Genomic DNA, 12,351 nt, shown 5'->3' with positions numbered 1-12,351 from the left:
GTCATTCATGATGCAAGGGATCTGGCACGCCGGACTGCACGTCGCCGACATCGAGCGGTCGATCGTGTTCTACCGCGACCTGCTCGGGTTGCGGCTGGTGCACCGGCAGGAGAGCCGCAGTCCGTACATCTCCCAGCTCGTAGGCTTCGACGACGCGCACCTCCTCGTCGCGCAACTGGCCCTGCCGAACCGGCCACAACCGGCGGCGAGCAGCCATGACATCGAGCTCGTGCAGTACCTCAGCCCCCGCGGCTCCGCCAGTCCGGCCCGGCGCTGCGACCCCGGTACGGCGCACTTGGCCTTCACGGTCGGCGACATCGACGCGACCTACACCCGGCTCTGCGTGCACGGAGTCAGATTCGTCGGGCCGCCCGCCCGGATCACCGCGGGAGTCAACACCGGCGGCGCCACCTGCTACTTCCTCGATCCCGACGACCATACGCTGGAACTGGTCCAGCCGCCGGAGCGGCAACCGCTCCGGACCGGCCGACAGGAGAACGCAGGCCCATGACCGTCATCGACGCACACCAGCACTTCTGGAATCTCGACCGGGTCGACTACCCGTGGCTCACCCCCGATCACGGCGTGATCCACCGGACCTGGGAGGAGCCGGATCTCGAGGACCGACTCGACCAAGCCGGTGTCGATCACACGGTGATCGTGCAATCGATGGATTCGTTCGCCGACACGGAGTACATGATCGAGGTCGCGGACCGCTGGCCTGTCATCGCGGCGATCGTGGGGTGGGTACCACTCGACCGTCCTGACGAGGCGGCCGCGGCACTCGACCTCTACGCGGGCGATCCGCGCATCGTCGGCATCCGTCACCTGATCCACGAGGATCCCGACCCGGATTGGCTGCAGCGTGCCGAGGTCCAGGAGGGCCTGGCGCTGTTGACGCAGCGCGATATGACGTTCGACGTCGTTGCGGTCCTGCCTCGCCATCTCGAGCACGTGCCGTATGTGTCCGAGCGGCATCCAGGACTGCGGATGGTCATCGATCATCTGGCCAAGCCGCCGATCGCCGATCAGGGCTGGGAGCCGTGGGCCGGTCTGCTGCGTGCGGCCGCCGAGAACCCGAACGTCTACGTCAAGCTGTCCGGCCTCAATACCGCGGCCGACTGGTCGACCTGGACCGCCGACGACCTCCGCCCGTACGTCGAGTACAGCCTTGACCTGTTCGGCCCGGACCGAATGATGTACGGCGGCGACTGGCCGGTCAGCGTGCTCGCCGGGGGCTACCCGAAGGTGTGGGCCGAGACTCAGCGGCTGCTGGAGACACTGGCTCCGGCCGAGCGTGCGCGGATCCTCGGCGGCACCGCGACCGAGTTCTACCGCATCCGGGGTCTGGGTGATTCCGATGCTTGAGCAGCTGGCGGGGATCGCCGATCAGGTACGAATCCGGATCCCCGACGCCCACCGCCGCCCGATCGCGGTCGTCGGCGCCGGCGAGATCGTCGACGTCGCGCACCTACCGGCGTACCGGGCGCACGGCCTGGACATCCGCGGCATCTACGACCTTGACGCGGCGCAGGCCCGCGAGGTCGCGACCCGCCACGAACTGCCGCACGTCTACGCCTGTCTCGACGACCTGCTCGCCGACCCGGACGTCGAGGTGGTCGACATCGCCGTCGTTCCCACCGCACAGCCGTCCGTCGCCACCGCCGCAGTTGCCGCTGGCAAGCATCTGCTGTGCCAGAAGCCCCTCGCCCCCGACCTGGCCACCGCCCGGCGGCTCGCTGGTGACGCCGAGGCTGCCGGCGTGCGGATGGCGGTCAACCAGCAGTTGCGCTGGGACGAGGGCATCGCGGTCGCCCGCGAGATCGTCGCCGCCGGCTGGATCGGCGAGGTCACCACGATCGCGTTCACCGTCGACGTGGCGACCGACTTCTCCGGCTGGGGATGGTTGGTCGACTCCGACCGGCTGGAGATCACCTATCACTCGATCCACTACCTGGACGCGGTGCGCTCCATCCTCGGCGACCCGCTCAGGGTCTTCGCCACCGCTTCACGAGTGCCTGAGCAGAAGACGCGCGGTGAGACTCACACCATCAGCACGCTGGTCTTCACCGGCGAGCGGCGCGCCGTGGTGCATGCCAACCACAACAATCTCAGCGCCGACCAGCGGGCCGAGTTTCGGATCAACGGAACCCGTGGCGCCGTACACGGCACCCTCGGCCTGATGTACGACTATCCGCACGGGCGGCCGGACACCCTGCGGCTGCACAGCGCCGTGCTGCCAACTGACGGCTGGCTGCACTACCCGGTATCCACCCGGTGGGTGCCCGACGCGTTCGCCGGCCCGATGGCGGGTCTGCTCGCATGGATCGCCACCGGACAGCAGGCACCGACCGCCGCCCAGGACAACCTGCGCACACTCGCGCTCGTCGAGGCCTTGTACCGGTCGATCGACACCGGCCAGGCACAGCACCTGGACCCGGTATGAGTACCTCAGGGCCCAAACGACGCCGAAGCACCATCGCGGACGTCGCCGCGCTGGCGAAGGTCGACCGGTCGGTGGTGTCCCGGCTGGTGAACGACGACCCACGGTTGACCATCCGCGACAGCACCCGGCAGCGCGTCCTCGACGCCATCGCCATGCTCGAGTACCGGCCGCACGCTGCCGCTCGGAGCCTGCGCACGGCGCGCACCCAGACCCTCGGCCTGCTCATCCCGGACTTCGCCAACCCGGTGTACGCCGAGATCATCATGGGAGCCGAACAGGCCGCTGCGAAGGTCGGTGGCGTCCTGGTCACCGGTTCGGTGCGCGGCGCAGGGATGACGCCGGACAGCTATCTCGAACTGCTCGGCCACGGCCGTGTCGACGGCCTGGCGCTGGTGACCGATGCGATGTCCACCCAGACCCAGACCGAGCTCGACCGGGTCGGGTTGCCGTGGCTGCTGCTCAACCAGGCCGGTGCCGGCAAGCGCCGCTATGTCGCGTTGGACGACCAGAAGGCGGCGGCGCTGGCGGTCACCCATCTGGTCGGACTGGGCCACGAGCGGATCGCGCACATCGCCGGCCCTCGCGGCGTCGACACCGCGCGCCGCCGCCGCAACGGTTACGTCGCCGCGCTGCGCCGGGCCGGGCTGAGTCCCGACCAGGACCTCGTCGTCGCGGCGGAGTACAGCGTGGCGGGCGGGGCCGAGGCGATGCGGCAACTGCTCCGCTCTCCGTCACCGCCGACCGCGGTGTTCGTCGGCACGGTGGCATCGGCGGTCGGTGCTCTGCACGCGGCGTACCAGATGTCGGTCGCCGTACCCGACCAGGTATCGGTGATCGCTGTCCACGACCTCGACCTCGCGGCCAGCCTGGTGCCGCCGCTCACGACCGTGCGGATGCCGTTGCAGCTCTTGGGTGCCCGCGCGGTCGAACTGCTGCTGAACGAGAGCCCGTCCGCGGAGATCCGTGAGGTCGTGAGCGATCCCATCGAGCTGATCGTCCGCGAGTCCACCGCCCCACCGAGGAGCAGACGATGACCCGACGCCGACCGATCGACCAGGGCTGGTCCCTTGCCGTAGGCAATGGCTCCGCCGTGCCCACGAACGTCGCCGGCCGGCGAGTCCCGGCCACCGTGCCCGGCTGCGTCCACACCGACCTGCTGGCCGCGGGCCTGATCCCGGACCCGTACCACGGCGACAACGAGGCAAAGCTCGGCTGGATCGGCGAGAGCGATTGGTCGTACCGCACGACGTTCAGCTGGACCGACGAGGGCGACGACCGTGTCGACCTGGTCTGCGACGGCCTGGACACCGTCGCGACGGTGATCCTGAACGATGTCGAGATCGGCCAGGCGGCGAACATGCACCGCAGTCACCGCTTCGACGTCCGCGACTTCCTGCGTTCCGGCGACAACAGCCTGACCGTCGATTTCGCGTCGCCGCTGCGCTACGCCCACGGCTTCCCGGACCTTCCGCACGGGTACGACAAGCCGTACAACCAGATTCGCAAGATGGCCTGCAACTTCGGCTGGGACTGGGGACCGGCGCTGGTCACGAGTGGCATCTGGCGCCCGATCGCGCTGCATTCGTGGTCGGTGGCCCGGCTGGACACCGTGCGTCCGCTGGTCAGTCGCAACGGGCAGGTCGAGGTCCGGGCGGACGTCGCCTGGGCCGGCCACGAGCCGCTGCTGCTCACCGCCACGGTGGGCGGCGTTGCGGTGCAGGTTGCGGTCGCGCCGGGTACCCCGCACGTAGAGGCCGGTTTGACCGTGCCGGATCCCGCCATCTGGTGGCCGCGGGGATACGGCGACCAACCGTTGTACGACCTCGAGGTGACGCTGGCGACGAGCGACGGCCGAACGCTGGACCGGTGGCAACGCCGGATCGGATTCCGGTCGGTGGTGCTCGACACGACACCAGATGAGGACGGGTCGGCGTACACGCTTGTGGTGAACGACCTCCCGGTGTTCGTCAAGGGTGTGAACTGGATCCCCGACGACTGTTTCCCGTCCCGACTGACCCGCGAGCGGTACGAGCACCGACTGCGCCAGGCCTGTGAGGCCGGCGTGAACTACCTGCGCGTGTGGGGTGGCGGGATCTACGAGTCCGACGATTTCTACGACGTCGCAGACGAGCTCGGGCTCCTGGTCGGCCAGGACTTCCTCTTCGCCTGCGCGGCGTACTCCGAGGAAGAGCCGTTGCACGGGGAGGTCGCCGCCGAGGCACGCGAGCAGGTGGTCCGGCTGGCGTCGCATCCGAGCCTGGTCACCTGGACAGGGAACAACGAGTGCGTGTGGGGATTTCACGAATGGGGCTGGCGCGAGCAGCTGGCCGACCGGACCTGGGGCGCCGGCTACTACTTCGATCTGCTGCCGAAAACAGTCGCCGAGCTGGACCCGACGAGGCCGTACTGGCCGGGCAGCCCGTACGCCGGTGACCCGGACATCTACCCCAACGAGCCCGGCCACGGGAGCACGCACCAGTGGGACGTCTGGTGGAAGGACCCGGACTACGCCGGATACCGCGCCTCGGTGCCGCGGTTCGTTGCGGAATTCGGGTTCCAGGGTCCGGCGAACTGGTCCACCATGCAGCACGGTTACCACCAGAAGGCGGCCGACGGAGACGCCAAGATCGCGGCCGCGCTGGAGGCCTACCTGCCGCCGCACCGCGACGAGGACGACTGGCACTACCTCGCGCAGCTCAACCAGGCCAGAGCGATCAGCCTGGGCCTCGAGCACTTCCGATCGCACCGCGGCCGCTGCATGGGCACCGTCGTCTGGCAGCTCAACGACTGCTGGCCGGTGGTGTCGTGGGCCGCCATCGACGGCGAAGGCCGGCACAAGCTGCTGTGGTACGCGCTGCGCCATTCCTATGCACCCCGGCTCCTCACCTTCCAGCCACGAGGCGACACAGTGGCGCTGATCGCCGTCAATGACGGCATCGACACGTGGCAGGAGGAGATCGTCGTACGGCGTATCGCGCTCGACGGCACCGAGCTCGCGGCCGTCCGGCTCGAGATCGACGCTCCAGCGACTTCAGCGCTGACGCTGGAACTGCCGGCCGATGTCGCCACCCCCGGTGACGAGCGCACCGAGCTGCTGGTGGCCGGCCGGGTGTGGTGGACGTACGTCTCCGACCGGGACATCGCCTATCCGAAGGCCGGTTACGACGCCGTGGTGGAATCGGCACCGGACGGCACCCGGGTCGTCGTCACCGCCCGCACCGTGCTGCGCGACCTCACGCTGTTCCCGGACCGGCTCGACCCGTCGGCCTCGGTGGACACCGCGATGGTCAACCTGCTCCCGGGTGAGACGGCCTCGTTCACGATCCGCAGCGACCGGCCGCTGGAAGCCGCGGAGCTGACCACCCGACCTGTGCTGAGATGCCTGAACGATCTCAGGTGAACACCGTTCCGCCGGTGTCGCGGAAGGCGCCTGGCGTCAGGCCCGCCCAGAATCTGAAAGCCGTCGTGAAGTAGCGGACATCCGGGTAGCCGCAAAGGTGGGCCACCTCCTTGATGCTGTGCGCGCGGCCGGCCAGCAGCTCGGCCGCCCGCTCCAGCCGTCGCTCTCGTACGTACGCACGAATCGGCCGTCCGTGCGCGGCAAGGAACAACCTGGCGGCATGCCGCTCGGACAGATGAACCTCGGCCGCGACGTCGCCGACGCCGATCGGCCGGCCGAGGTTGTCGTCGATGAACCGAGCCATCCGCTGCGCGCTGTGGTGACCACCTCGGCCGTCCAGTGCGACCGGTCGGCCTCCGCTGTGGACCAGCCTCCGCGCCGATGCCACCAGCAGTGCCTCGGTGAGAATCCGCAGGAGCTCGTACGTCGCCGGTTGCGGCGTACCGGCCTCGGCCGCCAGCAGGTCCAGCAACCGCGGAACGTCCGGTGTCGCCGGCGCGATCCGGACGTCCGACTCGCGGAACTCCGTGAACAAGTCCCGATGGGCGCTGCCATCGACACTGAACCCCCAGAACCGCAGGCCGAGCGGCTGCCGTGTCGACGACACGATCTGGTGCGGCTCCCCCGGCCGTGCGACGAACAACTCGCCCTCCGAGACGGTCAGCTGCTCGTCGGCCACGGTGAACACACCTTCGCCGGCGTAGGCGTAGCAGACCTCGAAGTAGGAATGCACGTGCGGCTCGTTGCGCCACGGGACCGGCGGGACGTCGCCCCAGGCGAGCATCTCCGCCGGCTGGCCGGCCGGCGCCACGCTGAGCGCCAGCCGGTCGAGCTCTGTGAACGGGTCCGCCGTGGCCAAATCTCCTCCAGCAAAGCCGAGGCGCGGTCAGGCTCGCGCGTCCGGGTCGATCCCCCGCAACATCATCCCCTGTCCCCGCGACGGATGCAGGTCCTCGGTCGGCTTGTCCTGTGGATCGCGCATCTGCACCAGCAGCGTCGTCCGTGCTTCGGAGCTGACGTTGACCCCCGACCCGTGCACCGTCAGGTACCCGAAGAAGAGCACGTCGCCGGCCTCGGCCTCGACCGGAACCGCCGCCTCGATCGGGAACCGATCCGCCGCCAGGTGCGGCAGACCGTCCTGGAGATGTTCGAGCGGGCCGAGCTTGTGACTGCCAGGCACCACCCGCACGCAGCCCCTTTCCTCCGGCGCGTCGTCGAGGTGCACGATCGCGGCGAGCACGGAGTGCTTGCTGTGCGGGAAGAACGGGTGATCCTGGTGCATCGGGAACGGCGACCCGTTCTCGGGAGGCTTGATGAACACCTTGGTGTGATGCAGCTGGACATTCGGCGTACCCATCAGGGCCGCTGCCACGCCCGTCAACCGGTCGTCGGTGATCAGCCGGCTGAAGGCCGCCGAGTAGAACTGCACGTCATGCCAGCCCGACAGCGTGGTCGGTGCGTCGGTGAGCTCCCGGGCCGACCCCCAGGTCGGATCAGCCGTATCCGGCGACGCCAGCCGCCGCGCCAAGGCGTGCTGCTCAGCGCGGTACATCGCGGCCTCTTCCGGCTCGAGCAGACCCTTGACCAGCAAGTACCCGTCCTCGTGATAGCTGGTGAGCTGGTCCTCGGTGACATAGCGCACGGTCGTGTCCAGCATCTCGTCCGGCCTCCTCAGTCATCGGAGCAGGTACGCCGGGCAGACACACCCGGCCTTCGTCGCATCGAAGGTAGGCCGACTGTTCGAGCGCCTCAAAGCGCCTGCCCGGACAGCGATGTTCGATGGACAGACATCCCTGACTGCGCACTGCGGCGCCGCCACTTCCGGCTCTGCCTACCGGTTCAGGACCTGACGGCGTCGGTAGATCAGGACTGCACCGAGCGCGAGGCCGGCACCGCCGAGGGCGGAGGCACCGACCTGGACAGCTTCAGAGGTGGTGTCGTCGACCGAAACCTCGACGGTCTTGGGTGGCGGAGGGTCGTGGAAAGTGACTGTGCCATTTTCGGCGGGGTGAGTTGCGGCCGCGGTGGACGCACCGAGTGCGATGGCGCTGACAGCGAGCGCTGCGACTGAGATTGCTGTGCGTGCGTAGTTCATGACCATCCTCCTCATGAAGGGTGCCCGGTTCGGATCCCGGACTCGTTTCGACGCTAGGTATGGCGGCCGGCGGCCCGGAATACGCGCTGTCGCGTATGGCACCCGGCACGGCGGCGGCGTAGCGTCGCAGGTGGGAGGGAGTCATGGCGGACGGCATCAGCGGGCGGGACCTGGATGCGATGCGCGACCTGCTCGCCTTGAAGGTGGACGATCCCGGCCCCGGGTTGCCGTGGGAGTTGATGGAGTGCATGCGCGACCTGTTCCACAGCGACTCCATGAAGCTGTGCCGTGACCGGCCCGCTCAGGAAGAGTTCGTACTCGAGCAGGTCCTCGGCGAGTCCCGGTTCGTAGCGATCGGCAACGACCCTCCGGACCCGCACTACTGGGAGCTCGACAAGACGTCGGACGCTTGTAACTACGCGCAGCGCACTGGCGACATCATCAACGTGACCAAGTTGAGCGACTTCGTCTCCGACCGCCAGTGGCGGGCGAGCCCGATGGGCATCGACTACGGCTTCGGGCGCATGCGGGCGCTGATGGTCTACCTACCCGACGTACCCGGACACTCCACCCGGCTGTATCTGTGGCGCGGTCCGGGCCGCGACTACGACGAGCGGGACCGGCTGGTGCTCACGCTGCTGCGGCCGCACCTGATCGCGGCGTACCGAAGCGCCGAGCGCCGCCGCCGAGCACCCGCGGCACTGACCCCGCGCCAGCTCGAGCTCCTCCAGTACGTTGCCGAGGGCTACACCAACACGCAGATCGCGCGGCGGATGCAGCTGTCAGAGGGAACCGTACGTACGCATCTGAACCACATCTACGAGCGACTCGGCGTCACCAGCCGGACCGCCGCCGTGACAACCATGAGCACCGCCGGGCTGGAGTAGCCGGCCGAGACGAGAACCTCCGGTTGGGGGCTCGACAGGCCACACCACAACCGGAGGCTCTCCTCACCTCAAACCCCGTCCACCGCTGCCATCCTCAGGACCGAAGTGCTAGCGGCCGTTGTCTACTGTTCCGCCCAGAGTCAGGTCGGCGCGGAGCGTTGCGCCGTCGCGGACTCGCAGCTTGACGCCCTGTCCGTCCTCGAACCCCTCGGCCGATGGGGTCAGGGTGTACTTGCCGGCGGAGACCTCGATCACGTATCGGCCACGAGCGTCGGTGATCGTAGCGCCGCGATCGAAGGCGACAGTGGCGCCGGGTACGGCGTGACCGTCCTGGGCCATGACCATGCCGGTCAGCAGGCCATTGCCGTCAGCGGGGCGGTACGACGCCGGCCCGACCGTGGGTGGCGTGGTCACGTCTGCAGCGGAGAAGTCGACGCGCAGCGGCAACTGGGTCGTGCGAGCGTTCCCGGTCGCGTCGAAGCCGGGCGCGATCGCGGACAGATCGACCGTGGTACCTGCCGAGATCAGCGGTGAACTGCTCGACACGGGCGCCGCGTTCGCGACGTCGGTTTCCGGGTTGCCACCCAACCGAGGATCCGCGGTGATCGCGTTCGGGTCCTCGCCCGGCGCGGAAACCTGCGGGCCGTAGTACGCGTTGTTGCTGAACCGGACGCCGGGATAGGCGGCTCGGAACTGGGCGGCCGTGACATCTGCCCGGGTATTGACGAACACGTTGTTCAGGACGTAGTGCGCGTTCTTCGCGATCAGGATCGAGCTCGCGGACCCCGAGGACTCGAAGAATCCGACGGTGTTGTTCTTCACCGGCCGCTGCGTGTTGTACATCAGGTTGTTGTAGACGACGTTCACGCCGCTGTCGCCGTGCGGGTTGACGTAGTTCCGGTCGACGTCCTGGATGATGTTGTACCGCACCACCGCCGAGCCGAAGCCGAAGCCGCACAGCAGGACGCCCTCACCGGAGTCGTGAATGTAGTTGCCCTGGACAAGGATATTCGTCGAGCCGCGGTCCGGGTCGATTCCGTTCGAGTCGGCGGCGTTGACGCGCGTCTCCAGTTCGGCGACCTCATTGTTCTGGACGACGACATTGTCCGTGTAGTACATCTCGATGCCCGACACGCCCGCGCCGTCGATGACGTTGCCCTCAACGGTGGCGCGCTGGACGCTGGTCAGATAGAGCGAGTCCCAGCCGTACTGCGTGTCCCGGTTGGTCAGGTAGTTGCCCGAGACCTCGATGTTCTGATGGGGGCGCCAGTCCGGGTCGGCCGTGACGGTGCCGTCGTTCGCGGCCTTGCCGACGGCGCGGTCGCCCCAGCCGGGTTCGACGTCCTTGTAGCGGTTCTCGCCCATCCCGGAGAACTGCTTGAAGATCACGTTCGCGAACGCGGTGTTCGCGACATAGTTGTCCTTCACCGTGATGTCCTCGAACTGCGAGACCGTCTGCGCGTCACCCTTGAGGCCCTCGAACAGGATGCCTCCGGTACGTTTCGAGCGGTCGAGTCCGGTGCTGCCGATCGACCACATGACGCCGCTGACGTCGTGGACGAAGACGTTGTGGATGCTGTACCCCGCGAGCGTCCCCGAGTTCTCGGCCTGCACGTGGATGCCGCGCAGGTCGCCGGTCAAGGGGTTCTCCTCCCCCGGCAACAGCCCCTGGTTCTTGCCAGGCTGGAACTTCGACGGATCGAAGCCGTCCGTCACGTTGCTGATCTCGACGTTCGAGATGTCCCAGTGCTCCTGGTTCTTCAACTGCAATACGTCGTTGACGACCCCGCGGCCGTTCAGCTCGGGGGCAGCGCCGTCACCGTAGCTCGACAAGATGATCGGCCTGGCGGCCGAGCCGGAGCCCTTCGGCGCCAGCAGCGCGGTCGGGTCGGTGCCTGCGACGTCCGTCGGCTGGCCGGCCGTCCACTGGGTGTAGTCGTACGCCTCCTTGGCAACCTGGTCACCCTCGGCGCTCCACGAACTGCCGGCCCTCAGCAGAATCCGGTCACCAGGTCCGAACGCCGTCGCGTTGACCTTCGCCAACGTCTTCCAGGCAGTCGACGGCGACTGGCCCTTCGCCGTGTCGTCACCGCCGACGGAGTCGACGTAATAGGTGGTCCCGCCCCGTCTCGGCGGTGCCGAGCCGTCCACGACGGGAAGCGCGCCGTTGTCCACGACGCTGCGCCCCTCGGTCTTCAGAGCGGTCTTGTCGGTGTACCCGGCGAACGAAGGCGCCGACTTCGGCGACTCTGCCGGCAGCGCTGCGGATGCGGGAGCCGCACCGGCGACGACCATCGTCACACCGACTGCCGGTACGACGAGGTGCGTGACCCAACGCCTCACTTTGGTCATGGTTCCTGTTCCTCCCTGTTCGCCGATCCCTTGCCGAGTGTGCCAACGGTTCCAATCTCCGTCAACGGCGCGAACAAGAGAATCTGACCAGAAGCGGACATCCATCAGACAACGGTTCCACAACGGGCCGCAGGAGTGCAGGGGTCAGGCCGGGACAGTGCTGTCGCGGATGATCAGGCGGCTCTGCAGATGGATGTCGGGCTGGTCGTCGCCGTCCAGGGCCATGGCGAGCGCCGCCCTCCCCGCCTCCATGAAGGGCAGCGAGACAGTGGTCAGAGGCGGGGTGATGTCACGGGCGATCGGGATGTCGTCGACGCCGGACACGGCGATGTCCCGCGGGACGTTCAGCCCTGCCTCGTGGGCCTCATGGATCGCTCCGATCGCCAGCACGTCGTTGCCGGCCAGGAGCATGTCCGGCTTCTCGGCGCGCTCGAGCAACCGCCTGGTCGCCGTACGGCCGCCCTCTCGCGAGATCTCGACGCTCTCGACGGCGATGGCATCGCGGTCGTACCCCGCCGCCGCAAGGGCTTCGAGGAACCCCTGGGTGCGGCCCTCCATGGCCGGGTGGCCGGCCGAGGTCAGGATCGCCGGCCGGCGGCGCCCGAGCGACGCCATATGACGCGCGACGAGGTGGCCGATCTCGACGTCATCGAACCGTACGGCGGGGAAGTCGTAGTCGTGCTCGCCGATGAACACCACGTTCGCCCCTTCACGATGGGCGGCCTCGAGTTCGGCGAGGATCAACTCCCGGTCCGTACCGACGAAGCTGGCGCTGGTCACGACCAGGGCCAGCGGACGCAGGCCACGCAGGATCCGTAGCGCCGCAAGGTGCGTCTCCGCGTCGGGCCCGACCGCGGTGATGCTGACGGCAACGTCCCGCTCACGACCGGCTTCCTCCATGCCGGCACCCATCGCGGCGATGGAGGCGGTGCGCGGATCACCGCCCAGTAGGACGACTCCCGAGCGCTGGCCACGCAGCGCACGAGCTGCCTGATTACTCACGTAGCCGAGGGCGTCGGCCACAGCCAGGACACGCACCGAGAGATCGTCGCTGACCGCGCGGCCGCCGCCGTTGAGGACCCTGGAGGCCGTCGACGGCGACACACCTGCCACCCTCGCAACGTCCCGGAGGGTTGCGGTGCCCGTCGGCTGGTCAGCTGCCACCGATTCG

Annotated in this window: 11 protein-coding genes; 6 read left to right on the top strand and 5 right to left on the bottom strand. The window is 68.4% G+C overall.

Going from position 1 to position 12,351, the window contains the following annotated elements; genetic code table 11:
- Positions 1–7 precede the first annotated feature (7 nt).
- From ACIBG5_RS32285 to ACIBG5_RS32265, 5 genes are read left to right on the top strand one after another with little or no spacing between them, the layout of a single operon-like run.
- Positions 8–511: a VOC family protein gene (locus ACIBG5_RS32285; RefSeq protein ID WP_396395294.1), complete on the top strand. Its 504-nt coding sequence runs from the start codon at positions 8–10 to the stop codon at positions 509–511.
- Complete coding sequence (locus ACIBG5_RS32280; protein ID WP_396395293.1) at positions 508–1,368, top strand: amidohydrolase family protein; 861 nt, start codon at positions 508–510, stop codon at positions 1,366–1,368. The genes ACIBG5_RS32285 and ACIBG5_RS32280 overlap by 4 nt, the downstream gene beginning before the upstream one ends.
- Entirely contained in the window at positions 1,361–2,446 is a 1,086-nt protein-coding gene (locus tag ACIBG5_RS32275) for a Gfo/Idh/MocA family protein (protein ID WP_396395292.1), read from the top strand. The genes ACIBG5_RS32280 and ACIBG5_RS32275 overlap by 8 nt, the downstream gene beginning before the upstream one ends.
- Entirely contained in the window at positions 2,443–3,480 is a 1,038-nt protein-coding gene (locus tag ACIBG5_RS32270; protein ID WP_396395291.1) for a LacI family DNA-binding transcriptional regulator, read from the top strand. The genes ACIBG5_RS32275 and ACIBG5_RS32270 overlap by 4 nt, the downstream gene beginning before the upstream one ends.
- The gene (locus ACIBG5_RS32265; RefSeq protein ID WP_396395290.1) at positions 3,477–5,846 is read left to right on the top strand and encodes a glycoside hydrolase family 2 protein; all 2,370 of its coding nucleotides are present in this window, start codon (positions 3,477–3,479) and stop codon (positions 5,844–5,846) included. The genes ACIBG5_RS32270 and ACIBG5_RS32265 overlap by 4 nt, the downstream gene beginning before the upstream one ends.
- Here ACIBG5_RS32265 and ACIBG5_RS32260 read toward each other — a convergent pair.
- From ACIBG5_RS32260 to ACIBG5_RS32250, 3 genes are all read right to left on the bottom strand, one after another.
- On the bottom strand, positions 5,839–6,705 hold the full coding sequence (locus ACIBG5_RS32260) for an AraC family transcriptional regulator (RefSeq protein WP_396395289.1): 867 nt from the start codon (positions 6,703–6,705) through the stop codon (positions 5,839–5,841). The genes ACIBG5_RS32265 and ACIBG5_RS32260 overlap by 8 nt on opposite strands.
- A gap of 27 nt (positions 6,706–6,732) precedes the next feature.
- Positions 6,733–7,503, bottom strand: coding sequence for a phytanoyl-CoA dioxygenase family protein (locus ACIBG5_RS32255; RefSeq protein ID WP_396395288.1), 771 nt, complete (start codon positions 7,501–7,503; stop codon positions 6,733–6,735).
- A 174-nt stretch (positions 7,504–7,677) separates the two neighbouring features.
- On the bottom strand, positions 7,678–7,941 hold the full coding sequence (locus ACIBG5_RS32250) for a hypothetical protein (protein ID WP_396395286.1): 264 nt from the start codon (positions 7,939–7,941) through the stop codon (positions 7,678–7,680).
- Between the two features lie 143 nt (positions 7,942–8,084).
- On the opposite strand from ACIBG5_RS32250, the gene ACIBG5_RS32245 reads away from it, so the two are divergent.
- Positions 8,085–8,828 carry a response regulator transcription factor gene (locus ACIBG5_RS32245; protein WP_396395285.1) on the top strand — a complete coding sequence of 248 codons (744 nt, stop codon included), beginning with the start codon at positions 8,085–8,087 and terminating at the stop codon, positions 8,826–8,828.
- A gap of 108 nt (positions 8,829–8,936) precedes the next feature.
- Here the strand turns inward: ACIBG5_RS32245 and ACIBG5_RS32240 are convergent, their stop codons facing one another.
- Together ACIBG5_RS32240 and ACIBG5_RS32235 are read right to left on the bottom strand one after the other, a co-directional pair.
- Positions 8,937–11,180 carry a carboxypeptidase regulatory-like domain-containing protein gene (locus ACIBG5_RS32240; protein WP_396395284.1) on the bottom strand — a complete coding sequence of 748 codons (2,244 nt, stop codon included), beginning with the start codon at positions 11,178–11,180 and terminating at the stop codon, positions 8,937–8,939.
- Positions 11,181–11,324: 144 nt separating this feature from the next.
- Positions 11,325–12,344 carry a LacI family DNA-binding transcriptional regulator gene (locus tag ACIBG5_RS32235; RefSeq protein ID WP_396395283.1) on the bottom strand — a complete coding sequence of 340 codons (1,020 nt, stop codon included), beginning with the start codon at positions 12,342–12,344 and terminating at the stop codon, positions 11,325–11,327.
- Between the last annotated feature and the right edge of the window lie 7 nt (positions 12,345–12,351).

Source organism: Kribbella sp. NPDC050241, assembly GCF_044459685.1.
Classification (GTDB): Bacteria; Actinomycetota; Actinomycetes; order Propionibacteriales; family Kribbellaceae; genus Kribbella.
The sequence above is the reverse complement of the archived record's forward strand: the minus strand, read 5'-3'. Positions and strand labels throughout refer to the sequence as shown.

Bases quoted from the DNA above. Each gene is read 5' to 3' on its own strand.
- ACIBG5_RS32255 (WP_396395288.1), bottom strand. From the start codon at position 7,503: ATGCTGGACACGACCGTGCGCTATGTCACCGAGGACCAGCTCACCAGC.
- ACIBG5_RS32285 (WP_396395294.1), top strand. From the start codon at position 8: ATGATGCAAGGGATCTGGCACGCCGGACTGCACGTCGCCGACATCGAG.
- ACIBG5_RS32275 (WP_396395292.1), top strand. From the start codon at position 1,361: ATGCTTGAGCAGCTGGCGGGGATCGCCGATCAGGTACGAATCCGGATC.
- ACIBG5_RS32265 (WP_396395290.1), top strand. From the start codon at position 3,477: ATGACCCGACGCCGACCGATCGACCAGGGCTGGTCCCTTGCCGTAGGC.
- ACIBG5_RS32245 (WP_396395285.1), top strand. From the start codon at position 8,085: ATGGCGGACGGCATCAGCGGGCGGGACCTGGATGCGATGCGCGACCTG.
- ACIBG5_RS32240 (WP_396395284.1), bottom strand. From the start codon at position 11,180: ATGACCAAAGTGAGGCGTTGGGTCACGCACCTCGTCGTACCGGCAGTC.
- ACIBG5_RS32280 (WP_396395293.1), top strand. From the start codon at position 508: ATGACCGTCATCGACGCACACCAGCACTTCTGGAATCTCGACCGGGTC.
- ACIBG5_RS32270 (WP_396395291.1), top strand. From the start codon at position 2,443: ATGAGTACCTCAGGGCCCAAACGACGCCGAAGCACCATCGCGGACGTC.
- ACIBG5_RS32250 (WP_396395286.1), bottom strand. From the start codon at position 7,941: ATGAACTACGCACGCACAGCAATCTCAGTCGCAGCGCTCGCTGTCAGC.